This is a genomic window from Vibrio neonatus, from assembly GCF_024346975.1.
In the GTDB taxonomy this organism is placed as follows: Bacteria; Pseudomonadota; Gammaproteobacteria; order Enterobacterales; family Vibrionaceae; genus Vibrio; species Vibrio neonatus.
This window is the reverse complement of record NZ_AP024885.1, coordinates 1385129-1409708: the sequence shown is the minus strand read 5'-3', so window position 1 is coordinate 1409708 and position 24580 is coordinate 1385129. Positions and strand designations below refer to the sequence as shown.

Below are 24580 nucleotides of genomic sequence, written 5' to 3'. Positions count from 1 at the left end.
AATTTGAGACTAGCACCTCATACGCTTATTATGTCTTATATGTATTTAGTTTAGACTTCAAGGATAAGTAAATGAAAAAAATTCTATTTTTGTTACCATTGGCATTTAATTTACATGCGAGTAATAGCGTTAACTATGATGAAAAAAGGCGCCTTTTCTGTGAGTTGACGTCAATTAGTCCATTGCTAAGTGATTTGCGAAAAGGGGATATTAGAGATGGTTGGCTTCGAATTCAAAATGATAGGTTTTACTCCATCGAAATTGGTGGATGGGTTATGTTACGTTATGGAACAAATGACGGTGAAAATATATCTAATTCAAAAAGAAGCCTTTATATAAAGGATTTTTCTGGACTTACGAAGTTTGATAAAGCGACGGGTAAGATAACAATGAATTATTCATCAGGAAACATATCACAAAAATTAGTTTGGTCATGTGATATAGGTAAGAATCAACCAAATATTAAGGATTAAGTGGCGCGTTTCCAGTATGACTGTAACGGATTCTAACTAACATATAATCCTAATTGTTAAGTAAGTCCGCGACAGTGTTATAACTAAATAATAAGCTAATTCTATTAGCTGGCTGTACCTTGACTCTTTTCTCAAAGTAAGATCTGTAATGATAAGGCTAGGCTTTATATCTGTTGGATTACTCCGAAGTAGTCCATCTTATGCAGTAAATACTGGAAATTATAATGACTTACGCTAAAGTGATCATTTTTTTATTAGTAATGATCCACATCAGCGCAAGCCAATAGCCGTCTTTACGATTGTTGAGTCGCAGGCTTTAACGATAATGACTTATCAAAAAACAGCTTAGTTTCCGCAATCACTACCTGACGTAGGGCGATAAGACCAATTAGGTTAGGTACTGCCATCAAGCCATTTACGATATCGGCAATTAACCAAATCATATCCAGTTTCATAAAGGCGCCAGAGAAGACTAATGCGATAAAGACTACTTTGTACGGCAAGATTGCTTTAGTACCGAAAAGGTAAACCACGCAACGTTCGCCGTAGTAGTTCCAACCTAAAATGGTGGTGAAGGCGAAGAACAATAGGCCGACTGATACTAAAATAGGGCCGAGGACATCGGCATTTAAACCCACAGCGAAAGCATGCGTGGTCATCATTGCGCCAGCAAAATCGCTTTGCCATGCACCTGTGATAATTAAGGCAAGGCCGGTCATGGTACAGATAATGATGGTATCAAAGAAGGTACCGGTCATCGAAATTAAACCTTGACGTGCGCATGAGTCGGTTTTTGCAGCCGCTGCGGCCATTGGTGCACTACCTAAACCTGATTCGTTAGAGAATACGCCGCGCGCGATACCCGATTGGATGGCAAGCATGACACTTGCGCCAAAGAAGCCGCCACTTGCTGCTGTTGGTGTAAACGCAGAAACAATCACTAGTTCAATGGCTGATAACACTTGGTCAGCGTTATTGATCAAAATACCTAAACAAGCCACAACATAGATAACCGCCATGGTCGGCACTACTTTACCTGCGACGCGAGATATAGACTTGATACCACCTAAGGTAACCATAGCGACTAGGATAGTTAATACGATTGCCGCCATAGTACGGTCAGCGCCAAGCGTCACCTCTGATGCATCTAAAATAGCGTTAACTTGTGGGAAAGTACCGATACCAAACAGGGCAACACCTAGAGCGAAAACGGCAAATAATGTCGCTAAAAGCGGTGATTTTACGCCATCACGCAAGTAGTACATTGGACCACCCAACATGCCACCTTTGTCATCTGTGGTGCGGTATTTTACGGCAAGTAGACATTCGGCGTATTTTGTTGCCATACCAAATAATGCAGCTAGCCACATCCAAAAGAGTGCACCAGGGCCGCCAAGTTTAATCGCAGTCGCCACACCTACGATATTACCTGTACCAATGGTAGCTGATAGGGCTGTACATAATGCTGCGAATGCGGTGACATCGCCTTTGGAATCGGTATTTGACGACTTACTAAAGACCATTTTAAGGGCAGTAGGAAGGTGTCTAAACTGAATAAGGCCTAAACTGAAAGTGAAGTAAACGCCGGTACCAACCAATAGGATAAGCAGTGGTGGTCCCCAGACGAAACTGTCGATGGAGTGTAAAATAGTTTGTAGCGAAGATTGTGCAGGTGTCATGGTTTTCCCCTTAATAAACAACATATAAGGAGAAGAGTGAACGCGGATCAAAAGAACTAAATTAACGATAAAGTGGTTAAACGCAGTTTCACTCCTCTGTCCTTTTGCCTGAGAGTTTCACCCAAAATTGGGCTTGCTCCTTCGGCGGCCGATTGCTACATAAAAGTAGTACGGCTCTCTCCAGAGATTCCTCCAACTGCAGTCCTCACTCGTTTAAACAAGAACGTAAAAACAAGAACCTGAAAGATTTACTTCTTCGGTAGACGTAATAAAACGTCACTCTCCTGCAGTCTTCATCGGAACTAGCGTAAAAACGCTAGGTTTGTAAGTAAATTACTTACCGGCAAGTAAAGTAACATAAATTTTTACAGATTCAAGAAACTTATCGAAATTTCTTTTAGGTAAGATTAACCAAAACAAATACTTAACTGTTAAACTTTACCTAATCCTAATATTTATCACATGGTGAGAGAGTAACATGACACGTTTAATTGCTATTGTCGTCTTGGGTGTTCTAGCGCTGTTGTTTGTTCGCTATAACACGAATGAGAAAATACAAAAATGGGTTGTCATTGTATTGTTAGGAGCGTTTGCTATCTATACTGGTGTTTTGATGATGTCTGAATTAATCCGATAGTGGGGTAGTCTGTGTTGAATTGTAACCTTGTACGGGGACGCCAGATTGGAGCGAGCAAAACGCATCTGATCACAGGACTATTTTGCTTGGTATTAGGCACGGTAATCGGTGGTACATTTGTCTCACATAACGCGCAAAAAGAGAGTGAAGGGAAGCAAGCGACTTTACAACAGCTTAGCGATCAACAAGTGGCTTTGAATGCTGAAAATAATGAAATTAAAGCCAAATTGCAGACGTTCAAAGAAGATGGCGACTCTTTTAAGCAGGAGCAAACCTTACTTAAACAAGCTGTTACGAAGTCAGAAAAAGCCAACGCACAGCTAAAGCAGCAGAAAAAACAATTAGATGCTGAAGTCGCAAACTTAAAAAAACAACTTAAACAACAGCAAGATAACGAACAACAATTACAAGATAACAATCAAGAATTACAGACCTCTCTTGATAAGAAAAACGCCATACTTGCCCAGTCTAAGGAATATTTTCAAGATCAGCTGAAACTGCAACAAGAGGTGCATGAGTTACATGTACAACGCGAAAAATTGATTGTGACGTTTAATGATTTGGCGAAAGAGTGTCAGGTATTTACTGAAGGTAAAAGCTGGGATGCAAAATCAGACTCTTGTGAAAGGAAGCAAAAAGCTTCTGATCGCTTAAAAGCAATCGACAAAAGTATCAATGTAAAACAGGCACAATTGGATAGTGCGGATTCGGCGGTGAAGTAACGGATTTTATAAATCTGTTTATCAGAGCTTTACCTCACTAAAAAAAAGCATAACATGGTCTATTGAGTTTTATATTGAGCAATGTGTTATGTCCCTTCATCTATGGCTGTCTTTATTTTTAATTTGTTTACTTGGCGCCATGTCACCAGGGCCTAGTCTTGCCACGGTGAGTAAACATACATTGGCAGGTGGGCGACTTAACGGAATCGCAGCTGCGTGGGCACACTCATGTGGTATTGCGTTTTATGCGTTTATTACTGTGATTGGTCTCGCGGTGGTATTGCATAAATCAGAGCTGTTGTTTGTTTCTATTTCATTATTAGGCGCGGCCTATCTGGCTTATTTAGGCTGGAAGTCATTGACCTCTAATGGTGGTATTGCCAGCACCCTTGAAGCGGGCAAGCCTATGAGTGTTAAGGCGTCGGCGAAAGAAGGGTTATTGATTTCTTTGCTTAACCCAAAAATCGCTTTGTTTTTTATCGCGCTATTTAGCCAGTTTGTTGCCGAAGGCAATAGCCTAGGTTCAAAGGCAATTGTGGTTATGACGCCTATGCTGGTTGATGGTTTGTGGTATACCTTTATTGCTTTAATTCTCTCTAGCCCAATGCTTTTTGAACGATTAAAAGCCAGAGGCAAACTTATTGATCAACTTTCAGGCATAGTGTTAATTGCATTGGCCTGTCGAGTAGTGTGGCAAAATGTCGGATACTTTTAAGATAAGACGAGCACAAGTCACAGACAAAGCTACTTTGTTAAATGTGTGGCAAGCCTTATATGAGTGGCATCATTTGCACTGTGAGCAGATGATAAAATCGCCTTGCATTGAAGAGCTGACAGCAGAGATTGATAGTTATTTATCGACTCTGGACTGCTTTATCTTTGTGTTAGAGGTGGATGAGTCTATCGTTGGTTTTATCTCCGGGCAGTTGTGTCATATGCAGTCGCCACTGTTAAAAACGCAAATGGTAGGAAGCATTGACCATTGGTTTGTTGATGATAGTTATCGAAAGATAGGCGGTGGTATCGCACTTCTTAATCGCCTAGAAAGTGAGTTTGCAGCTCATGGTGCGATGCGAGTTAACGCAGAGGTGTGGGGATTTAATCAAAGTGCGCTTAGTGTTTATCGCAAGCATGGCTTTCAAACGCACATTCACTGTATGACAAAAACAATCGTGTAACTACTGATTAGCCGTTTATTTAAAACGTTATCTCTTACTTAGAGCACAAACTTCTCAATGGCGGTCGCGACGCCGGATTCGTTATTACTATCGGTAATATGATCAGCGAGTGATTTGGTTTCGTCATCGGCATTTTGCATTGCGACGGCAAGACCTGCGTATTTCAGCATGTCATGATCGTTACCCGCATCTCCAATGCACATCACTTCACTTTGTTTTATCCCCAAATGTTGGGCAAGGGTCTGTACGCCAGTGCCTTTATTACTGAGTGGATTACAAAATTCAAGGAAGAAGGGTGCGCTACGCACGACGGAATAATCGCGTCTTAAAATCTCGGGAAGAGTATCGGCTATTGGTTGCAGCACCTCTACTGGATCAACGAGCATGGTTTTGATGATTGGATGTGAATCATCAAGGGTATCAAAATCCATTACCGTAACCGTTAAACCATTAATTTTGGCTTCATGCTGTGTGTAGTGACTGTCTTTAGGGGTAATTAAGCCGTGTACTTTACTAAATGCTTGGCAGTTGCAGTTACGTTCTTTGGCCAATTGGTAGACGCGCTTTGCATCTGCTCCTGAAATCAAACGTTCACTAATGATCTCACCTGTGCCAACGTTTTTAATTACCGCAGAGTTATAACAAAGCACATAGTCTTCATTACTGTCCATACCCAGTTGCTGTAGGCTGTTGAGCATACCTTCTAATGGGCGGCCAGAGGCTAGTACAACGGTTACGCCTTTTGCTCTCGCATCAAAGATAGCTTGCTTATTTCTGTCTGAAATAACTTTATCAGTGTTGAGTAAGGTGCCATCCATATCGATAGCAATTAGCTTGTACATGATTAAACCCAGTAAAAAAAGAAAACCCCTACAGTGATTGCAGGGGTTATAGAATTATTATAGGTACAGTTTAGCCAGTGCTTCTGGTTCTACTTCTTTACCTTCAAGCTCGGCATTCCAGTTGGTACCGATTAACACGCCATCTTCTGATAGGGTGATTAGCCAGTCTTCTACAAAAATATCAAGAGGGATTTCAGTGACTTCAAAATCAGCCCACTCTTCAACATTATGATACTCAGCATCAGCACGATTAGACCAAAATGGCATGACTTCGCATTCTTCAAACTCGCTTGAATCACAGGCTAACCAGCCGTCTTCATTTTTAAGACCCCAAACAAGATTCTCTTTTTTACTCTGTTCGATAAACAGGTCTAGATTTTGTTGAATATCGTTGCTTAATTGGCTCATTGTTTTTTCCTAACAGTGTGATATGTCGGGTATTTTAGCACGCTTACAGGTTGCATGGGATTATTTAGCGAGATAGGAACAAAAAAGCTGAGTTTTTACTCAGCTCTTTATGCGGTGGATTGAATAACGTTTATTTCGGTAACGTCGTAAAAATAGTCCACTCCTTAACAAAGTCTCCTTTAAAGCCAACAACTTTGGCCTCAACGCGTCTTTCTAGCGCTTCATCGATGGGATTGTCATCGTCGGCGTCATCTTCACCATGACCAATAATAACGACGCGACTAGGATCAACGCCAAACCCTATTAGCTTATCTTGCACCAGCAGCGCTCGGTTGCGTGATAGATTTAAGTTGTATTCTCTATCACCGGGATTACTGGCAAAACCTTTAATTTCAATTGAGGTTTCGGGGTATTGTTTTAAAAACTCCGCCATGCCCTCAATCTGCCCACCAAATACGGGGTTTACCTCAGTCGAATTGTGTTCAAATAAGATTTTAAGGTGTTGTTCTTGAGAGACTTCAATGCGTTCTTCACAGCCGTCATTATTGACTCTTGCACTACTTGGAGTACCGGGGCATTTGTCTCTAGCGTTAATAACGCCATCACGGTCAAAGTCACGCAAATCTGCTTGTTGGTCTGGTAGCGGAGTGTCGATATACTCTTCGGTATCGTTGGCACATCCAACTATAGTGAAAGAGATGACAGACGCTAAAATTAATTTATTCATTTTAGTACTCCACCGCTGTATTCCATTGCTCTGGAACATCGACTAAGAGCGATTCAAGTAATGTACCCGTTGCGTTTAGTATTCGAAATTTTGCGTATTGCTCAGCATATCGAGCATCCACATACCCTTTACGTGACTCAAATAGCTCATTTTCAGTATTTAACAGATCAAGTAGGGTTCGTTTACCAATTTTGTATTGTTTGCTATAAGCGACAACAGTGTTGGAAGCTGCATCTACGTGATCGGCTAAAAATTCTTTTTGTTGTAAGGTCAGATTCAGTGCGCTCCATGAGAGGAGCAAACTTTCCTCAACATTTCGATATGCTCTATCTCGTAGATCTTTTGCCTTATTCATTTGATAAGCAGCGCGGTCTTTATTGGCACTATCAACACCTCCGTTAAAGAGGTTATAGCGCATCCGTAACGTAGCATTCATCTCATCACGACGTCCCGACACACCTTCTGCATCATCAAAATAATCATAGCCAGCATCTATTGTGAAAGTAGGAAGGTTAGGGCTATTAGATTGTTTATATTGGAATTTTGCAGCGTCGACATCGACTTTAGCTGTGTTAATAACTGGGTGTTTCTCTAAAGCAATATCAAGAGCATCTTTAATGGTTAATGGGATGCGAGTGATATCGGCTCTTGGAAAAACTAAGCCTTGTGGAGACTGCCCAACTAGGCGAGAAAACTGGATGTGTGTATCAAACAAATTATTTTGTGCAGCCAGTAAATTACCGTGCGCCTTGGCAATACGCGCTTCAACTTGAGATAGGTCAGCGGTCGAACCTATTCCTGATTCTGTGCGTTTTTTAATATCTTTAAAGATTCTTTTGTGAGTCGCAAGATTACTCTCAGAGAGGGCGAGAATTTCATAAGCTTTTAGTGTGTCTAGATACACTTTTGCGACTTCTAGCGCTTTATCTGAGGCATCACTTAATACTTTGTAGCGCAGGGACTCCGCTTCTGCTGCGGTTCTGTCCATATTGTGCAGAGTATTAGAGCCGTCCCATAACAGTTGTGTTAGCCGAATTGAGGCATCGACCGCAGTGTAGTCGTCATCTCTACTTTGATCATTTTGATAGTTTTCCCAACCTACACCTGCGGTGAGATCAACCTTTGGGTAATATTCCCGAACAGCGGCTTTGTTTTCATACAAATAAGACATGAATTCGTTATACGAACTTTTTACTGCCGGATTCGTTTTCAGGGTGTGCGAAATGGCTTGCTCTAATGACTGGGCTGAGACTGGATTACACAGCATGCTAGCTAGAGCGATGGCGCTTAGCTTAATCCTTTCCAAGGTAGACTCCCTAGTATTCCGTTACTTTTTAACCAAACTTGAGCTCGTCATGAGACCTCAATATGTCACATTGGTTTCTAAATACATAATAGTTAATAACAAATTAATTACAATAAATGTCTTGAAGAAACGTTTGTAAATTTATGATTAATTGGGGGTTTATTTTTACTCCGCTGTTAACTTGAAAAATAGTATAAAATTTAACCATGGAAAGGAAAATCTATTTGCGCAAAACAGGCCAGATTATTGAATTGGTCGAGGAGTACACATGGACAGTCTCTCATTCGCTAACGACGTTGTATTTGGTGATGCTTGGTTAATTATCGATGCACAGGGCAACCTTAAAGTTGCCGCGCAAGGTTATATCCCACAAGACGGAGATGTCATTGTTTCTGTTGGCAGTACTCCACTGACTATCCCCGAAGACATTGTGAGCGAGTTGCGTGTGTCTATTGCGCAGCAAGGCAATGTTCAGTCCGTTGATGCCCAAGGCGGAATTCGAGGCGTTGTTGATTCCCTAAACCGTGATAATCAATCGAGTGCTGAAGAAGAGCTAGAATCTGAGGACGATGATGGTTCTAGTTTAACCACTACAGGTGCAGTTTCTAGAGATGGCGCGCAGACCATAGCCACAACCGACTTTCAAACGGAAGGTGTTTTTCCTTCTTCTTTTACTTTTGACCAAGCAGACGCTTTTGCTGACTTTATTGAACAAATCGTTATTGTTCTTTCTCAAGGCTCAGTCTCTATATCTGATAATAATGGTGAAGAGGTCATCAACGGAGAAGGTGAAACGGCCAGTATTAATGGGGTTATAGCAGGTGGTGCGAATAGCCTTGATTCTTTAATTATTTTAGATAGTAACCAGCAGCAATTGGTTATTGATGTTTCTCTGATTACTGTTGGTGAGAACGGGCAATATAGTGTTGAAGGTATTGATGTTAGCACTTTATCCGACGGTGAGTTAACCGTTACCGCGATCAGTACCGACGGTAATGGGAACAGTATTGAAGTCAACGATGTCGTTGAGAAAGACTTTACCTATGGTGAAGATATCAATGGTGACGGTGTCACTCCTGCTAGGGTTTCATTGACGGATAACAATGGCGAAGAAGTGATAAACGGTGAAGGTGAAACGGCCGTAATCACAGGCTCTCTTGGCGAAGGTGGTGAAGAACTTACGTCATTAATCATTACCGACGTTGATGGCAAAGAACTGATTATTCCATCAGCTGATATTCAGTTTGATGGTAATGGCAACTACACAGTCATCAATATTAATGTGGATGATCTTGCTGATGGCATTCTAACAGTCACCGCAAACAGCACCGATATGGATGGTAATACCGCATCAGTCACCGACACAGTTGAAAAAGATTACACCTATGGTGATGACTCCGATGATGATGGTTCAGACATTACGCCGCCATCGGTATCGCTAACTGATAACAACGGTGAGGAAGTGATAAACGGTGAGGGTGAAACCGCCGTTATCACAGCCTATCTTGGCGAAGGTGGTGAAGAACTTACGTCGTTAATCATTACCGACGTTGATGGAAAAGAACTAATTATTCCATCAGCTGATATTCAGTTTGATGGAAATGGCAACTACACAGTCATCAATATTAACGTGGATGATCTTGCCGATGGCATTCTAACAGTCACCGCAAACAGTACCGATGTAGATGGTAATACCGCATCAATCAGCGATACAGTTGAAAAAGATTACACCTATGGTGATGACTCCGATGATGATGGTTCAGACATTACACCGCCATCAGTATCGCTAACTGACAACAATGGCGAGGAAGTCATCAATGGTGAGGGTGAAACAGCAACGATCAGCGGCTATTTAGGGGAAGGTGGCAAAACCTTAGACTCTCTAATCATCACCGATATCAACAACCAGCAGCTACTGATTGCAAAAGAATACATCGCGATTGATGAAAACGGCCACTATACCGTTACTGGAATCAACGTGGATGATCTAGCTGACGGCACACTGACTGTCACCGCAAACAGTACCGATGTGGATGGGAATACTGCAACGGCCACAGACACAGTTGAAAAAGATTACACCTATGGTGATGACTCCGATGATGATGGCGCAGACATTACACCACCGTCAGTATCCCTAACCGATAATAGTGGCGAGGAAGTCATCAACGGTGAGGGTGAAACAGCAACGATCACCGGCTATTTAGGGGAAGGTGGCAAAACCTTAGATTCACTCATCATTACCGACATCAACAACCAACAGTTGCTGATTACAAAAGAAGACATCGCGATTGATGAAAACGGTCACTACACAGTTACTGAAATCAACGTGGATGATTTGGCTGATGGCACATTAACAGTCACCGCAAACAGCACCGATGTGGATGGCAATACCATATCAGTCACCGACACAGTTGAAAAAGACTACACCTATGGTGATGACTCCGATGATGATGGTTCAGATATTACGCCTCCGTCAGTATCGCTAACTGACAACAATGGCGAGGAAGTCATCAACGGTGAGGGTGAAACAGCAACGATCACCGGCTACTTAGGGGAAGGTGGCAAAACCTTAGACTCTCTAATCATCACCGATATCAACAACCAGCAGCTACTGATTGAAAAAGAAGATATCGCGATTGATGAAAACGGCAACTACACAGTTACTGGAATCAACGTGGATGGTCTAGCGGACGGCACATTAACAGTTACCGCAAACAGTACCGATGTGGATGGTAATACCACATCAGTCACTGACACAGTTGAAAAAGATTATACCTATGGTGATGACTCCGATGATGATGGTTCTGATATTACGCCTCCGTCAGTATCGCTAACTGACAACAATGGCGAGGAAGTCATCAATGGTGAGGGTGAAACAGCAACGATCAGCGGCTATTTAGGAGAAGGTGGCAAAACCTTAGACTCTCTAATCATCACCGATATCAACAACCAGCAGCTACTGATTGCAAAAGAAGATATCGCGATTGATGAAAACGGCAACTATACCGTTACTGGAATCAACGTGGATGATTTAGCTGACGGCACATTAACAGTCACTGCAAGCAGCACAGATGTAGATGGCAATACGGCATCAATCACCGATACAGTTGAAAAAGATTACACCTATGGTGATGACTCCGATGATGATGGTTCAGACATTACGCCACCATCAGTATATCTAACCGATAACAATGGCGAAGAAGTCATTGATGGTGAAACTGAAACAGCCACTGTCACAGGTTACTTAGGTGAAGGTGGTCTCGCTCTTGAGTCATTAATTATTACCGATAGTAGTCAAAATCAAATCGTTGTTCATGCGTCGAAAATATCTATAAATGATGCTGGGTATTACACGGCTACCGGAATAGATGTCGGCGGATTAGATGAAGGTGTATTAACGGTTACAGCTAAGAGTATTGATATTGATGGGAATAAGACCAGCGCTACAGATACGGCTGTGATGACCATTAATGACGCACCAACGGCAAATAGTGGTTTGGTTAGCGGACAGGAAGATACTGCGATTGTATTCCAATGGGCAGATTTTGGTGCGAATGATGTCGACACAACGCAAGATAGCTTATCGATTGTGCTTAAATCGTTACCTATTGATGGAGTGTTGCAAATGAACACTGATGGAGGATGGTCTGATGTTAGCGTCGGTGATTTGATATCAAGTGCCAAGATAGTCGCGGATGGGTTGAGATTTGTGCCTGATGAAAATGCGTCAGGTGATGACAATTTTGATGTGTCCGGTCTTGGTAATCAAAAATCTGATTATGCGTCATTTTCCTTTGCTGTGAGTGATGGCGATAAAGAAAGCACTATCGAGAGTATGTCTATTGATATTGCAGCTGTTGCGGATAGGCCAAATTTGTTGGTTGAAAACGATAAGACGGAAGCGTCAATTGATTTTCAGGATACCGAACTTGGTAAGCGTAACTGGAGCTCTAACATTGATATCAGCGATGTGTTTGGGGAGCATACATTAGGAACTTGGTATGCCAATGACGACAACAAAGTTGAAATAGGTAAGGAGTCTGTTTATCGCAAAGGCGCGAGCAAAGCGAATTTGGTCATGGAGATCGAAGGAGATAGCGGTGACAACTCCATATTTACCGATATTCAAGTTACAGAAGGGCGTTATTACAGTTTTACTTTTGATGTTGCGGCGCGACGTTGGGCCAATGGAGACAGTGATTTAGATGTCATTTGGGTAAAACTTGATGATCAAGGTCAGCCTATTTTAGACCAAGCATTAACCTTGTATGAATTTAGACCAACAGATAACAGTTGGGAAAGAGATATTCAGCTTTCATTGCCCTCTGATAGTGAAGGTAATTACCGCTTATTACTTCAATCAACGGACGCAAATAGCTATGGAGCATTGATTGATAACCTTGTTTTAGAATCAAGTGATGCCTTTGGTGAGGTGGATACTTTTGTTGAGTTGTGGGATATCAGTGCAAATTTAAATGATACCGATGGTAGTGAAATACTCACTGTTGAATTAAGTGGTTTGCTAGAAGGGACGACCATAAAAGATGATTTAGGTAACTCTTATCTTGTTGGTAGTGATGGTAAGGCCGATGTATCGGGTTTTGATTTATCTAGTTTAAAAGCAAACGTACCAGAAGCGGGACATTACTCTATTGAGGTGACCGCAACCGCAACAGAAACTAGCAACGGTGATAGCGTAAGTAAGTCGATCACTTTGCCATTAGTCATTTATTCTGCAGAGGTATCAATACCTGAAGACGGAGATAATAGTGATAATGAAGGGCTAGGCGCATGGGGGTTAACACCTAAAAATGGTCTATCTGTTACCGAGGGCCAAATCAGTGGTCCAATCGCAATAAAACTTCTAGAGGGGGGGACTGTAAGGCTCGCATCAGGGGCATCACTTACGTTTACCTTTGCACTTGTTGGCTTTAGCGAAGGACTGACCGCACAAGATTTTGAGCTAAACCTTAATACGTCGTCCGATTACAGCAGTTCATCTGTGGTTAACAGCGATGGCGAAATAGAAGTGACGGTACAAAATATATCTGGCGCAGAAATCGTTGTAGGCCGAGGTAACTCTGATGACGGTTTACTTTCTATTGAAGTAGCAGCTACTGCAGATAGCCAGATTGAAGATGAAGAGACTTTCACTTTACATCTTGTTGAGGCAAGTATTGGCTCACCGAAAGAGCAACAAGATGAAATTGATGTGACCATAATTGATGGCCCAATGATGGCGCAAAATAGGCTGTTTACTGACACTGCCAATGAAATCATGGCAGGTTTAGGTGATGATATTTTGCAAGGCACATCAGAGCAAGATAACTTCATTTGGAAAAGTGAGATACTCGATAATAGTACCGACTTAATCCAAGATTTTTCGGTCGGTGAAGACGGTATTGTGCTCAATGATATTTTAGAGCCAACTCAAAGCGACAGTATTGATGAGCTGCTCAATAAAATTGAAGTTAATGTAGTGGGAGATGATGTCACTTTAGGTATAGATCATGAAGGTGGCACCCAAACCATCGTTATTCAGGATGCAAGAGATCAGTTTGGAGATTCAATTGCCAATAATGGCAGTTTTGATGCAGCAGAGATCTTAAATCAGCTGATTGTAAAAGCAAATGACATGTAATGGTTGAAAATAAAGGCCCGCACTTATTGTCAGTAGCAGGCCTTTGCTTTTAATGCGTTAAACGATTTTTGCCGCAAAACCTTTCAGGTATAAACCTTCCGGATAGGCCGTATCAAACAAGTGATCGCTTGCTTGAGTAAAGGATTCCACAAATTTCACTTCACGACCGGCATCCAGCGCCGCATCAGCAATGATTTTTTGGAATAAACCTGACTCCATTAGCCCTGAACACGAATAAGTGAGCAAAGTGCCACCGGGTTTGAGTATTTGGATAGCCAGCATGTTGAGATCTTTATAACCACGAGCGCCACTGGTTAGGTTGCTCTTTGAGCTAACCATTTTCGGTGGATCCATGATAACTACGTCAAACTGAGTACCTTGGTCGCGATATTCACGCAGTATTTTAAATACGTCCGCATTCAGAAATACCGCTTTTTTGATGTTAAAGCCGTTCAGCTCTGCATTTTGTTTTGCGATATCAAGTGCTGGTTGTGATACGTCCACATTGATAACACGCTCAGCACCTGCTTTAAGCGCATATAAACCAAACCCGCCAGTGTACGAGAAGCAGTTTAAAACTTGCTTACCTTTTACGTATTTCATTGAGTGTTGACGACTGTCACGTTGATCAAGATAAAAGCCTGTCTTATGACCTGTTTTAATATCAACTTGAATTTTTACGCCATTTTCTTCAATCACGATAGGTTCGCTAGGCTCAGTGCCATGCAATAGCCCTGTAGTTTCTTCTAAGCCTTCTTTTTTGCGCACCGCAACGTCAGAACGTTCATAGATAGAGCATTCTGGGAAGCAATGCTTTAACGCTTCTACAATGTGCTGTTTTTGTTTTTCTGCGCCAGCGCTTAAAAGCTGACACACCAAGTAATCTTGATACTTATCTATGGTTACGCCCGGCATTGAGTCAGACTCAGCGGCAATCAAGCGGTAGCCAGTCAGTGCACCTTGTGCGATGCATTCTTCTCTTAGCATTTGCGCTTGTTGAATACGTTCAATAAAGAATGCAGTGTCGATTTCTTTTTTGGTGAAGCTCCAAATGCGAGCGCGGATTTGCGAGTTAGGAGAGTAGGCCGCTTTTGCTAACCATTGACCATTGTGTGCAAACACATCTACCGTATCACCCAGTTGTGGATCGCCGGTAACCGTTTCAATACCTCTAGAAAAAATCCAAGGGTGACGACGACGGACAGATTTGTCTCGGCCTTTCGCTAGTTTGATAGATGCGCTCATAAAAATGTAAGTCTCAAAGAAAATTTTGTGACATTGTCGTGTAACAACCCAGTAAAAGCAAATTAGAAACGATTATACTTGTCATCATTGCTGATAAGTTTGTTTTACCCGTCTATTTCTCTAATCTATTTAACAGAAGCAAGGAGGACATATGTCATCAATTTGCCGAAAATTTCTGGTCTCTGGCACAGTGCAAATGGTGGGTTTTCGTTATCACACCGCCCATCAAGGTTTAAAGCTTGGCTTAACTGGGTATGCGAAGAATTTAAATGATGGCAGTGTGGAAGTGTTCGCGTGCGGCGCAAAAGAGCAAGTCGAGCAGTTGGCGCAGTGGTTAAAAGTGGGGCCAAGAACTGCCTCAGTGGAAAGTTGCATCGCATCTGAGGCAGAATTTAAGCATTACGCAGGCTTTGATATTTTATAGGTGCTCAATACAAAGCGCAGCCAAACCAAAGAACAGCCAAACACGATTACAAGCATTTTGCAGGTTTAGGTAAACCCGCCAGTTTAGTTGCTTGCTTCGCTGGACCTTGTTTAAACAGTTTGAAAAGGTATTTGCTGTTGCCTTTTTCTGGGCCGTGCGCTTTTTCCATCGCTTTCACCAGCATACGAACCGCAGGCGAGGTATTAAATTCTAAGTAGAACTCTCGCACAAAGTGTACAACCTCTAGATGCGCAGGGGTAAGCTCAATGCCTTCTTGCTCTGCTAAAATCGCAATCATGCCTTCTTCCCAATCTTTAAAATTAAGTAGATAGCCTTGAGCGTCTGTTTCTATGTTTTTGCCGTTGAATTCAAACATAGCCTGTTCCTAAGTGATACATCATTGCTTGAATTATCATTAAAAAACAAAAAGCCCGCAACTAGTGCGGGCTTAATAAGGCAAAGATTAATCAATATTAATCGTTATTCATGATACCTAGGATACTTAGTAGGCTGATGAATAGGTTGTAGATTGAAACGTATAGGGTGATTGTTGCTGAGATGTAGTTAGTCTCACCACCGCGAACGATTTGCTGTGTCGTTAGCAAGATTGCACCAGTTGAGAACAGTATAAACATACCGCTCATTGCTAGGTGAATCATTGGCATTTGTAGGAAGATGTTCGCTACCATACCGATTAGAAGAACCACAAAACCAGCCATTAATAGGCCACCTAGGAAAGATAGGTCACGTTTAGTGGTTAGTGCGTAAGCTGATGCGCTCATAAAGGCCAGTGCTGTGCCGCCAAGTGCGGTCACAATGGTGTCACCCATACCTGCACCAATGTACATGTTTAGGATTGGACCTGTGGTATAGCCTAAGAAGCCAGTGAATAGGAAAGTGAAAACTAAGCCCATGCTGTTGTTACGGTTCTTTTCAGTTAAGAACAGTAGACCGTAGAAACCAACTAGCATGATGATTAGGCCAGGACGGGGTAGGTTCATAGCCATAGAAACGCCCGCTACTACAGCAGACCAAAGCAATGTTAGTGATAACAAGAAATAGGTGTTACGCAAAACCTTGTTGGTTTGCAGCACACTTTCTTGGGTGCGAGTGCGTGATACCAATGGACTGTTCATAGTGTTCCTCAAAAGACCTTTAAATAATTAGTATATATATGTGGCGAAAAGTTCAATTTTTCAAGTACAGCGTTCGCCTACGCCACCCTGATAGTAAGCAAATTGTGTTACCGAGTGAACCGTAAAGTGTAACTAACGGTAAACGGTTTCTCTATTCACGTAAAAAAGGGCAGCAGTGCTACCCTTTATTTTACGTCAAATATTGAATTAGTGGTGCAATATTTGCGATAAGAAGTTCTGAGTGCGATCTGACTGCGGGTTTTCAAAGAAATCGATTGGATTATTTTCTTCAATGATTTCACCTGCATCCATAAAGATCACTCTATCGGCCACCTCTTTGGCAAAGCCCATTTCATGGGTCACACACAGCATGGTCATCCCTTCATCAGCGAGCTCAACCATTACATCTAGTACTTCACGTACCATTTCAGGGTCGAGTGCCGAGGTTGGCTCATCAAACAGCATCACTTGAGGGTTCATACACAAAGAGCGTGCAATCGCCACACGTTGCTGTTGTCCACCAGACAATTGGCCTGGGTATTTATCCGCTTGATCTGGGATCTTAACGCGCTCTAAATACTTCATCGCCACGGCATCGGCTTCTTCTTTAGGCATTTTTTTCACCCAAATTGGCGCAAGAGTGCAGTTTTCTAGCACAGTTAGGTGCGGGAATAAGTTGAAGTGCTGAAAACACATACCCACTTCTCGGCGAACCGCTTCGATGTTTTTAAGATCTTCAGTCAGTTCAGTACCAGAGACAAAAATATGGCCTTTTTGATGCTCTTCCAAACGGTTAATACAACGAATCATCGTTGATTTACCTGATCCAGAAGGGCCACAAATTACGATCTTTTCGCCTTTTTTAACGCTTAGGTTGATGTTCTTTAGCACGTGAAACTCACCGTACCACTTGTTCATGTCCTCTAATTGGATCATGTAATCTTGTTGTTGCGTCATAATACGTCCTTGATAATTATCGTTTGTGACCGGTGTGAAGTTTGTTCTCTAGCCATATCGAATACCTCGACATGCCAAAACAAAATACCCAGAACACTAACGCGACAAATACATAACTTTCGATAGCAAAACCTAGCCATTCAGGGTCAGTATTCGCTGATTGACCAATACCCAGTACATCAAACATACCGATAATGAGTACTAAACTGGTGTCTTTAAATAAGCCAATAAAAGTATTCACAATCGATGGAATGGTGATTTTAAGCGCTTGTGGAAGAATGATTAAACGCATTTTCTTCCAATATGAGAGCCCTAACGCGTCTGCGGCTTCATATTGTCCGCTTGGGATTGCTTGCAAGCCGCCGCGAACCACTTCTGCCATATAAGCGGCGCTAAATAACACCACACCCACCAAAGCACGAATGAGCTTATCGGTTTGCATACCCTCTGAAAGAAACAGTGGCAACATGACTGAGGCCATAAAGAGTACGGTAATCAATGGTACGCCACGCCACACTTCGATATATACCGTACACATACTGCGTATGATAGGCATTTCAGAGCGTCGACCTAGGGCTAATATCACCCCGATAGGCAGTGATACCACGATACCGACTAAAGCGATAATCAGTGTAACTAACAAGCCACCCCATTTATGGGTTTCAACGACTTCTAAGCCAAATACACCGCCGTACAATAAAGCGGCAATAATAAATGGATAGATATTGACGAAAAACAGCCATATCCAAGTGCGTTTCGGAGTCTTTTCATACATTAACGCCGCAATGAATATCGCCAATGTGGCGTAAAATAGGCGTGGGCGCCACAATTCAGCTTCTGGGTAAAACCCATACATGAACTGCTCCCAGCGAACACTAATAAACACCCAACATGCGCCTGCACTGGTACAGTCATCACGGGTTGTGCCAATCCAATCGGCATTGATAAACGCCCAACTGATGGTCTGGCTGATTAACAGAAACGCGATATAGGCCAAAATAATAGAAACAATCGAGTTTAGCGGGGTACTAAACAGATTTTTCTTCATCCACCCCACGACACCGACAGAGTTTGACGGTGGTGGTAGATCGGGTTGAAATTGATGTGTACTCATATTATCTCTCCACCAATGCAACTTTCTTGTTGTAGATATTCATCACAAGAGAAGTGAGCAGACTCAAGGTGAGGTAAACGCCCATTGTCATTGCAATAATCTCTATCGCTTGTCCGGTTTGGTTTAACGTTGTACCGGCAAAAACCGATACCAAATCAGGGTAACCAATGGCCATCGCAAGGGAGGAGTTTTTGGTCAAGTTCAAGTATTGACTGGTTAAAGGCGGAATAATGATTCGCAGTGCTTGAGGAATGACCACTAGGCGCAAAGTGCGACTGCGAGGTAAACCTAATGACATTGCCGCTTCCGTTTGCCCATGACTAACAGCGTTAATACCTGAGCGCACAATCTCCGCGATAAATGAGGCTGTATAAATACTCAGTGCTAACGTTAATGCCGCTAATTCAGGAATAATGCTTATGCCACCTCTGAAGTTAAACCCTTTTAATTCGGGGAACTCAGCGGTGATAGGTATACCTGTCATAAAGTAGGTAATAGCGGTTAGGCCAAGGATTAAAGCAAGGGAGATACGACCAACAGGTGTTTGTTGTCCGGTGAGTTTTTGTTTGTTTTTCGCCCAAATAGCAATCACTACTGAGGCTATAACGGCCAAGGCAAAGGCTGCGACCACCAATGAACTGCCTTCATTAAACACGGGCGCGGGGAAAAATAGGCCGCGAACGTTCAAAAAGACCGCTTCACCTAAACTTAAACTTTGACGTGGAGAAGGCAGTGCCTGCAATACCGCAAAATACCAGAAGAAAATTTGCAGTAATAGCGGGATATTACGGAACACTTCAATGTAAATTGCCGCTAGGCGACTGACCAACCAGTTACTGGATAAGCGGGCAATACCCATGATAAAGCCAAGGATGGTTGCAAATACAATACCTAACGCTGAAACTAGCGCAGTATTTAATAGACCGACGACGAAAGTGCGTCCATAACTGTACGTTTCATCGTAATCGACAAGGTGAAGACCAATACCAAATCCGGCTTCTTTGGAAAGAAAATCGAATCCGGTTGCAATACCACGTGCGTCAAGGTTGCTCAGAGCATTGTTGACAATGGTGTAGAAAAACCAAACTAGACCTAATACAGCGATGACCTGAAAGGCGACGGCGCGAAAGGTCGGGTTATACAGAAGGTTTGAGCTCTTGTTTCCTGAACTGGGTTCAGTTGGGGTTATTTTTGGTGGGGTCATACAACTAACCTTTAATTAAATCCATTTAAACAAAAGGGCGGCGAGGCCACCCTTAGGTTACAAAGACAGGATTAGCGCATTGGAGGCGCGTACATAAAGCCACCTGCATTCCATAGTGCGTTTACACCACGAGTAATTTGTAGAGGTGAACCTGTACCAACAGTGCGCTCAAAACTCTCACCGTAGTTACCCACTTGTTTAATGACTTGGTAGCCCCAGTCGTCTTTAAGACCTAAAGCAGTACCTTTTGGTCCATCAACGCCTAGAATACGTTTTACGTTTGGATCTGATGATTTCAACATTTCATCGGCATTTTTCGATGTGATGCCATATTCTTCGGCATTGATCATCGCATTTAGTGTCCATTTCGCCACGTTAAACCACTTGTCGTCGCCTTGACGAACAACCGGGCCTAGAGGCTCTTTAGAAATGATTTCTGGCAATACGACCGCAGAAGAAGGGTCTTTAAGATTTAGGCGCAGCGCGTAAAGTCCAGATTGGTCAGTGGTAAGTACGTCACAGCGACCAGCGTCGAAACCTGCTGATGTTTGTGCCGCTGTATCAAATACCACTGGCTTGTATTTCATGCCACTAGCGCGGAAGTAATCGGCAAGGTTTAGCTCTGTTGTAGTACCTGATTGAACACAAACAGCCGCGCCGTCGAGTTCTTTAGCGCTCATTACGCCTAGGTCTTTTTTAACCATAAAGCCTTGTCCATCGTAGTAGTTTACGCCGACGAAGTTCAGACCAAGCGCGGTATCACGATGTTGTGTCCACGTAGTGTTACGTGACAATACATCAATTTCACCAGATTGTAGGGCAGTGAAACGCTCTTTCGCGGTTAGAGGAACATATTTCACTTTTGTTTTGTCACCAAGCACAGCAGCTGCCACTGCTTGACAATATTCAACATCAATCCCTTCCCATTGTCCCTTAGAGTTAGGGTTAGAAAAGCCTGGCAGGCCAGTACTCACACCACAGGTGAGTGAGCCAGATGCTAAAACTTTGTCTAGCGTGCTATCGGCTGCTGAGGCTGAAGTGGCCATTACAGCAGTTGAAGCAGCTACTACGGAAGCTAGAATTGTGAGTTTATTCGCCATCTATTTGTTTCCTTTCTGTATAGTCCATGGGTGGTGATGCATGATTCATCGTGGTTTGCATCTTTACATTGAATGTAAAATCGATTGTATGAATCACCAAATTGGGGCATATTTTCCTTGCCCTAATACAAAGTAGTTTAGGTTTCTAAGTATCTCAATTAATTGCAAATTATGAGGTACACCTAATTCACTACTCTAGAATGACTAAATGTTGCTAGTTTGTAAATAGTGCAACATTGTTTAACTTTGGTTAATCAGTTAGATTACATGTGATATTTCATAAAGGCAGTTGTTATTACTATCTTAATGGTCAACACCTGTTAGATTCACTATTTTTAGGTGAATATCAGAGTAATTAGCTAAGTGAAAGTTTTTGCTGGCAATGTACTGCACCAATTTAGTGAATTTCAACGGATGATTTTGTTAAAAGAAAAGGACGAAAATGCGTTATTTCCCTCTATATTACGATTTGCTTCATAAGCCGGTGCTGGTGGTTGGTGGTGGGGAAGTCGCCAGTCGAAAAATTGAAAGTTTGTTGAAGGCTGGAGCGTATGTTTCTGTGGTATCTCCAAGGCTTGAGCCGTTTTTAGCGACATTAGCGCAAGATAAGAAAATCAGTTGGATCAAAGGCTTTTATCAAGAGCATTTAATTGATGAGTTTGTGCAAATTTGGGCGACCACAGATAACCCTGAACTTAACCATCGCGTGCATCGTGACGCCAAATTAGCCGGTATTATGGTTAATGTTGTGGACGACACTGAGCATTGTGATTTCATTACCCCTTCAATGATCACCAGAGGACGAATACAAGTTGCCTTCTCTAGTGGCGGCGGCTCTCCAGTTCTTATCCGTAATTTAAGACGTACTTTTGAGGCTGTATTGCCACAAAACCTGGGTTTACTGGCCGATTTTGCCACCAGTAAACGCAATGATATTAAATCCAAATTATCCGATGTCACTCAAAGACGTTTGTTTTGGGAATGCTTTTTCGAAGATAAAAGGGTAAAGGTGGCGACCTCGACTCATTCACTGCAATCGTGTTACGAACAAATGCTCGACGAGCACAATTTTGAACCTGCTTATTCGGTCACTTGGATTGAAACGGGCAACGACTTTGAAATGCTAACCTTAAAAGCACTGCGCCTGATGCAGGCATCAGAAATGGTCTTGTATCATCAATTCATAGATACTGTACATATAGACAGTTGTCGGCGTGATGCGCAGCGTGAGAGTTGGAAAGAGGTGTCGGAGCTCAAAGTGTTGTTAGAAAAAGAGCAAAAAAATAACAGTGCGGTAGTGGTGTTATTGCCGTCTATGAGCAAAGCTTTACAGTCTGAATTATCACTGTGCTGTGGCACTGTTGAGGTACTCTCTTATGCTCGTCAGCCACTAGAACAAAAGTAAGTTTACTGTTGCACTGTTAACCAGAAAAATAACCAATCGAGGAAAATATGTCATCGTTTAAAACTCGTTGTCCATCGTGTCATGGTTTAAACCGCGTTCCAACAGAGCGAGTCTCTGAGAGCCCAAATTGCGGAAAATGCCAAACCCAACTGCTTGACGGGGCACCGATTGAAGGCACCAGTGATAATTTTGCCACGCTGATCAATAGTAAAGTGCCCGTTGTAGTGGATTTCTGGGCACCTTGGTGCAATCCATGTGTCGGCTTTGCGCCTGTGTTCTCAGCGGTTGCAACTGAGCAAGCAGGGCAATTACGCTTTGTTAAAATCGATACGGAATCTCAGCAAGCATTGGGCGCGCAATATGGGATCCGCAGTATTCCTACGGTCATGGTCTTTAAAGAAGGCAAAGTAGTAGATTCAGTGAACCGCGCTCTACCTAAATCTCAATTTGAGCAGTGGCTTAATCAAGCTATTAATAATTAAATAACAATGCCGTAGCCGATACAAAAAAATAGCCGATACAAAAAATAGCAGGCATAAAAAACGAGGGATTAATTTCCCTCGTTTTTCTTTTAAAGCGCCGTAAATTTTAGAGTTAGTCTCTAAAGTTTTCGTATTGGAAAGGTTGTCCCAAATCCGAGCTTTTAATTAATGCGATAGCCGATTGTAAATCGTCACGCTTTTTACCTGTGATACGCACTTTTTCGCCTTGAATGCTGGCTTGTACTTTCAACTTAGCATCTTTGATGGTTTTCACTAATTTCTTAGCCATCTCTTTATCAATGCCTTGTTTAAAGAGAACCGTTTGATACCAGTTTTTACCTGACGCATCAGGTTTTTGCGCATCCATAGTGTTTACGTCAACACTGCGCTTAGTCAGGTTGCCACGTAAAATGTCGCGCATTTGTTTTAATTGAAAATCCGCTTCAGCGCTGAGTTTTACAGTTTCGTCTTTATATTCAAAACTGGCTTGAACACCCCTAAAATCAAAACGGGTAGCGATTTCACGGTTTGCATTTTCTACCGCGTGACGAATGTCGACGGTTTCGACTTCGGAAACAATGTCAAATGAAGGCATCTAATTCTCCTTAAAGTTGTGTTTTAACAGCGTCTGCTAGAATATCAAGCATTTCAATCGTGTGCTCCCAACCCAAACAAGGGTCGGTAATGGATTTGCCGTATTGTAATGCGTTTAGGTCGTCCATTGGTTGATTGCCTTCTTCGATAAAGCTCTCAGCCATGATACCTGCTACATATTGACTGCCCGATTTAATTTGCGAGGCAATCTCTTTGGCAACGTCTAATTGTTTGCGGTGCTGTTTTTGGCAGTTAGCGTGGCTAAAATCAACGATTAAACGTTGCGGTAAGCCCACTTCACCAAGTGCATGGCAGGCTTTTTCTATTGATGCTTGATCAAAGTTAGGGCCAGTGTCACCACCACGCAAGATAATGTGGCCGTGTGGGTTACCTGATGTGCGATATACCGTCATACGGCCATTTTTATCTGGCGAATAGAAGTAATGCGATGCTTTTGAAGCACGCACTGCATCAATGGCAATTTTTACGCTACCGTTGGTGCCGTTTTTAAAGCCTACAGGGCATGACAGAGCCGAAGCCATTTCTCGGTGAATTTGTGATTCGGTAGTACGAGCGCCAATAGCGCCCCACGAGATAAGGTCAGTAATGTATTGTCCGGTTACCATATCCAAAAATTCAGTGGCGGTAGGTAGACCAAGATTATTGATATCGACCAGCAGTTGGCGAGCTTTGTGTAGGCCTGCTTCAAGGGCGTATGAGCCATCCAGATTTGGATCAGTAATTAAGCCTTTCCAACCTATGATGGTGCGCGGCTTTTCAAAGTAGGTACGCATCACTATAAATAGTTGATCTTTATATTGCTCTTGTAGCGCGGCAAGTCTGCGAGCGTAATCAAGCGCAGCTTCAGTATCATGGATTGAACAAGGTCCAACAATAACTAGGCATCGTTTGTCTTCACCATCTAAAATACGTTCAATTTGCTGGCGGGATTCTCTAATTGAAACAGCAAGCTCTGGCGTCAGAGGGTGTAAATTAGATAATTCTGCAGGCGTTGGCATTGGCCCAAGAGGTTGGGTACGTAATTCATCGGTTTTAAGTGACATAATTTTAAGATCTTCTTCTTTCGAAATTGTGCTAAAGATAGCGGAATTATCAGTTGGAATAAACTTCAACGTTTAAAATCAATAAAATTAACTACCATTGCTAAATAACTGTTCATTATTTGTTCTTAAAACAGGGTTGTTTACCTTTTTGCACACTAGATAAGCGGATAGAGCTCGAATCGATCATTTTCTTGGCAGATTTTATCAATTGGCTATTTGAAACATTAATCGGTGGTGGTATT

23 protein-coding genes and 1 riboswitch are annotated in these 24580 nt (G+C 42.4%); of the genes, 9 read left to right on the top strand and 14 right to left on the bottom strand.

Translation table 11 applies throughout. The features are described from left to right. The first annotated feature begins 71 nt into the window (after positions 1 to 71). Positions 72 to 473, top strand: a complete 402-nt coding sequence (locus OCU38_RS06535; protein WP_261822437.1) for a hypothetical protein — start codon at positions 72 to 74, stop codon at positions 471 to 473. Positions 474 to 766: 293 nt separating this feature from the next. Here the strand turns inward: OCU38_RS06535 and OCU38_RS06530 are convergent, their stop codons facing one another. Continuing rightward, positions 767 to 2152 (bottom strand): alanine/glycine:cation symporter family protein, encoded by a 1386-nt coding sequence (locus OCU38_RS06530; RefSeq protein ID WP_261822436.1) that lies wholly within the window; start codon positions 2150 to 2152, stop codon positions 767 to 769. 86 nt (positions 2153 to 2238) lie between these two features. After that, positions 2239 to 2346, bottom strand: a riboswitch (glycine riboswitch). A gap of 284 nt (positions 2347 to 2630) precedes the next feature. On the opposite strand from OCU38_RS06530, the gene OCU38_RS06525 reads away from it, so the two are divergent. From OCU38_RS06525 to OCU38_RS06510, 4 genes are all read left to right on the top strand, one after another. After that, positions 2631 to 2789: a hypothetical protein gene (locus tag OCU38_RS06525; protein ID WP_261822435.1), complete on the top strand. Its 159-nt coding sequence runs from the start codon at positions 2631 to 2633 to the stop codon at positions 2787 to 2789. Positions 2790 to 2800: 11 nt separating this feature from the next. Beyond that, positions 2801 to 3511, top strand: coding sequence for a hypothetical protein (locus OCU38_RS06520; protein ID WP_261822434.1), 711 nt, complete (start codon positions 2801 to 2803; stop codon positions 3509 to 3511). An 88-nt stretch (positions 3512 to 3599) separates the two neighbouring features. Continuing rightward, positions 3600 to 4226, top strand: coding sequence for a LysE family translocator (locus tag OCU38_RS06515; protein WP_261822433.1), 627 nt, complete (start codon positions 3600 to 3602; stop codon positions 4224 to 4226). Further along, the gene (locus OCU38_RS06510) at positions 4210 to 4689 is read left to right on the top strand and encodes a GNAT family N-acetyltransferase (protein ID WP_261822432.1); all 480 of its coding nucleotides are present in this window, start codon (positions 4210 to 4212) and stop codon (positions 4687 to 4689) included. The genes OCU38_RS06515 and OCU38_RS06510 overlap by 17 nt, the downstream gene beginning before the upstream one ends. 38 nt (positions 4690 to 4727) lie before the next feature. Here OCU38_RS06510 and OCU38_RS06505 read toward each other — a convergent pair whose 3' ends face one another. From OCU38_RS06505 to OCU38_RS06490, 4 genes are all read right to left on the bottom strand, one after another. Further along, positions 4728 to 5531, bottom strand: coding sequence for a Cof-type HAD-IIB family hydrolase (locus tag OCU38_RS06505; RefSeq protein ID WP_261822431.1), 804 nt, complete (start codon positions 5529 to 5531; stop codon positions 4728 to 4730). Between the two features lie 57 nt (positions 5532 to 5588). Beyond that, on the bottom strand, positions 5589 to 5939 hold the full coding sequence (locus tag OCU38_RS06500) for a DUF2750 domain-containing protein (protein ID WP_021712940.1): 351 nt from the start codon (positions 5937 to 5939) through the stop codon (positions 5589 to 5591). A gap of 130 nt (positions 5940 to 6069) precedes the next feature. Beyond that, complete coding sequence (locus tag OCU38_RS06495) at positions 6070 to 6666, bottom strand: OmpA family protein (RefSeq protein ID WP_261822430.1); 597 nt, start codon at positions 6664 to 6666, stop codon at positions 6070 to 6072. A 1-nt stretch (position 6667) separates the two neighbouring features. Then, a complete protein-coding gene (locus OCU38_RS06490) occupies positions 6668 to 7972 on the bottom strand; it encodes a TolC family outer membrane protein (RefSeq protein ID WP_390625212.1) in 1305 nt (434 codons plus the stop codon). 268 nt (positions 7973 to 8240) lie between these two features. Here OCU38_RS06490 and OCU38_RS06485 point away from each other — a divergent pair, with 268 nt between their 5' ends. Continuing rightward, positions 8241 to 13613 carry a cadherin-like domain-containing protein gene (locus OCU38_RS06485; protein ID WP_261822429.1) on the top strand — a complete coding sequence of 1791 codons (5373 nt, stop codon included), beginning with the start codon at positions 8241 to 8243 and terminating at the stop codon, positions 13611 to 13613. A 57-nt stretch (positions 13614 to 13670) separates the two neighbouring features. Here OCU38_RS06485 and OCU38_RS06480 read toward each other — a convergent pair whose 3' ends face one another. Then, entirely contained in the window at positions 13671 to 14858 is a 1188-nt protein-coding gene (locus OCU38_RS06480; RefSeq protein ID WP_261822428.1) for a class I SAM-dependent methyltransferase, read from the bottom strand. A gap of 151 nt (positions 14859 to 15009) precedes the next feature. On the opposite strand from OCU38_RS06480, the gene yccX reads away from it, so the two are divergent. Further along, positions 15010 to 15282 carry an acylphosphatase gene (yccX, locus tag OCU38_RS06475; protein WP_261822427.1) on the top strand — a complete coding sequence of 91 codons (273 nt, stop codon included), beginning with the start codon at positions 15010 to 15012 and terminating at the stop codon, positions 15280 to 15282. A gap of 46 nt (positions 15283 to 15328) precedes the next feature. Here yccX and OCU38_RS06470 read toward each other — a convergent pair whose 3' ends face one another. The 6 genes from OCU38_RS06470 to OCU38_RS06445 form a co-directional block, all read right to left on the bottom strand. Further along, positions 15329 to 15658 carry a TusE/DsrC/DsvC family sulfur relay protein gene (locus OCU38_RS06470; protein WP_261822426.1) on the bottom strand — a complete coding sequence of 110 codons (330 nt, stop codon included), beginning with the start codon at positions 15656 to 15658 and terminating at the stop codon, positions 15329 to 15331. 97 nt (positions 15659 to 15755) lie between these two features. After that, positions 15756 to 16418 carry a Bax inhibitor-1/YccA family protein gene (locus OCU38_RS06465; protein ID WP_261822425.1) on the bottom strand — a complete coding sequence of 221 codons (663 nt, stop codon included), beginning with the start codon at positions 16416 to 16418 and terminating at the stop codon, positions 15756 to 15758. A 207-nt stretch (positions 16419 to 16625) separates the two neighbouring features. Continuing rightward, complete coding sequence (locus OCU38_RS06460; RefSeq protein WP_023404698.1) at positions 16626 to 17375, bottom strand: amino acid ABC transporter ATP-binding protein; 750 nt, start codon at positions 17373 to 17375, stop codon at positions 16626 to 16628. A 16-nt stretch (positions 17376 to 17391) separates the two neighbouring features. Further along, the gene (locus tag OCU38_RS06455; protein ID WP_261822424.1) at positions 17392 to 18489 is read right to left on the bottom strand and encodes an amino acid ABC transporter permease; all 1098 of its coding nucleotides are present in this window, start codon (positions 18487 to 18489) and stop codon (positions 17392 to 17394) included. A gap of 1 nt (position 18490) precedes the next feature. After that, a complete protein-coding gene (locus tag OCU38_RS06450) occupies positions 18491 to 19693 on the bottom strand; it encodes an amino acid ABC transporter permease (RefSeq protein ID WP_261822423.1) in 1203 nt (400 codons plus the stop codon). Positions 19694 to 19764: 71 nt separating this feature from the next. After that, entirely contained in the window at positions 19765 to 20793 is a 1029-nt protein-coding gene (locus OCU38_RS06445; protein WP_152819888.1) for an amino acid ABC transporter substrate-binding protein, read from the bottom strand. 442 nt (positions 20794 to 21235) lie between these two features. Here OCU38_RS06445 and OCU38_RS06440 point away from each other — a divergent pair, with 442 nt between their 5' ends. Then, positions 21236 to 22198: a precorrin-2 dehydrogenase/sirohydrochlorin ferrochelatase family protein gene (locus OCU38_RS06440; protein ID WP_261822422.1), complete on the top strand. Its 963-nt coding sequence runs from the start codon at positions 21236 to 21238 to the stop codon at positions 22196 to 22198. Positions 22199 to 22245: 47 nt separating this feature from the next. Next, positions 22246 to 22680 carry a thioredoxin TrxC gene (gene trxC, locus OCU38_RS06435; protein WP_261822421.1) on the top strand — a complete coding sequence of 145 codons (435 nt, stop codon included), beginning with the start codon at positions 22246 to 22248 and terminating at the stop codon, positions 22678 to 22680. Positions 22681 to 22792: 112 nt separating this feature from the next. Here the strand turns inward: trxC and OCU38_RS06430 are convergent, their stop codons facing one another. Next, positions 22793 to 23275 carry a YajQ family cyclic di-GMP-binding protein gene (locus tag OCU38_RS06430; protein ID WP_152819891.1) on the bottom strand — a complete coding sequence of 161 codons (483 nt, stop codon included), beginning with the start codon at positions 23273 to 23275 and terminating at the stop codon, positions 22793 to 22795. Between the two features lie 10 nt (positions 23276 to 23285). Beyond that, positions 23286 to 24338, bottom strand: a complete 1053-nt coding sequence (locus OCU38_RS06425) for a 3-deoxy-7-phosphoheptulonate synthase (RefSeq protein ID WP_152819892.1) — start codon at positions 24336 to 24338, stop codon at positions 23286 to 23288. Between the last annotated feature and the right edge of the window lie 242 nt (positions 24339 to 24580).

Bases quoted from the DNA above. Each gene is read 5' to 3' on its own strand.
- trxC (WP_261822421.1), top strand. From the start codon at position 22,246: ATGTCATCGTTTAAAACTCGTTGTCCATCGTGTCATGGTTTAAACCGC.
- OCU38_RS06515 (WP_261822433.1), top strand. From the start codon at position 3,600: ATGTCCCTTCATCTATGGCTGTCTTTATTTTTAATTTGTTTACTTGGC.
- OCU38_RS06485 (WP_261822429.1), top strand. From the start codon at position 8,241: ATGGACAGTCTCTCATTCGCTAACGACGTTGTATTTGGTGATGCTTGG.
- OCU38_RS06470 (WP_261822426.1), bottom strand. From the start codon at position 15,658: ATGTTTGAATTCAACGGCAAAAACATAGAAACAGACGCTCAAGGCTAT.
- OCU38_RS06535 (WP_261822437.1), top strand. From the start codon at position 72: ATGAAAAAAATTCTATTTTTGTTACCATTGGCATTTAATTTACATGCG.
- OCU38_RS06510 (WP_261822432.1), top strand. From the start codon at position 4,210: ATGTCGGATACTTTTAAGATAAGACGAGCACAAGTCACAGACAAAGCT.
- OCU38_RS06495 (WP_261822430.1), bottom strand. From the start codon at position 6,666: ATGAATAAATTAATTTTAGCGTCTGTCATCTCTTTCACTATAGTTGGA.
- OCU38_RS06525 (WP_261822435.1), top strand. From the start codon at position 2,631: ATGACACGTTTAATTGCTATTGTCGTCTTGGGTGTTCTAGCGCTGTTG.
- OCU38_RS06430 (WP_152819891.1), bottom strand. From the start codon at position 23,275: ATGCCTTCATTTGACATTGTTTCCGAAGTCGAAACCGTCGACATTCGT.
- OCU38_RS06530 (WP_261822436.1), bottom strand. From the start codon at position 2,152: ATGACACCTGCACAATCTTCGCTACAAACTATTTTACACTCCATCGAC.
- OCU38_RS06455 (WP_261822424.1), bottom strand. From the start codon at position 18,489: ATGAGTACACATCAATTTCAACCCGATCTACCACCACCGTCAAACTCT.
- OCU38_RS06465 (WP_261822425.1), bottom strand. From the start codon at position 16,418: ATGAACAGTCCATTGGTATCACGCACTCGCACCCAAGAAAGTGTGCTG.
- OCU38_RS06425 (WP_152819892.1), bottom strand. From the start codon at position 24,338: ATGTCACTTAAAACCGATGAATTACGTACCCAACCTCTTGGGCCAATG.
- OCU38_RS06500 (WP_021712940.1), bottom strand. From the start codon at position 5,939: ATGAGCCAATTAAGCAACGATATTCAACAAAATCTAGACCTGTTTATC.
- OCU38_RS06440 (WP_261822422.1), top strand. From the start codon at position 21,236: ATGCGTTATTTCCCTCTATATTACGATTTGCTTCATAAGCCGGTGCTG.
- OCU38_RS06450 (WP_261822423.1), bottom strand. From the start codon at position 19,693: ATGACCCCACCAAAAATAACCCCAACTGAACCCAGTTCAGGAAACAAG.
- OCU38_RS06505 (WP_261822431.1), bottom strand. From the start codon at position 5,531: ATGTACAAGCTAATTGCTATCGATATGGATGGCACCTTACTCAACACT.
- OCU38_RS06445 (WP_152819888.1), bottom strand. From the start codon at position 20,793: ATGGCGAATAAACTCACAATTCTAGCTTCCGTAGTAGCTGCTTCAACT.
- OCU38_RS06480 (WP_261822428.1), bottom strand. From the start codon at position 14,858: ATGAGCGCATCTATCAAACTAGCGAAAGGCCGAGACAAATCTGTCCGT.
- yccX (WP_261822427.1), top strand. From the start codon at position 15,010: ATGTCATCAATTTGCCGAAAATTTCTGGTCTCTGGCACAGTGCAAATG.
- OCU38_RS06460 (WP_023404698.1), bottom strand. From the start codon at position 17,375: ATGACGCAACAACAAGATTACATGATCCAATTAGAGGACATGAACAAG.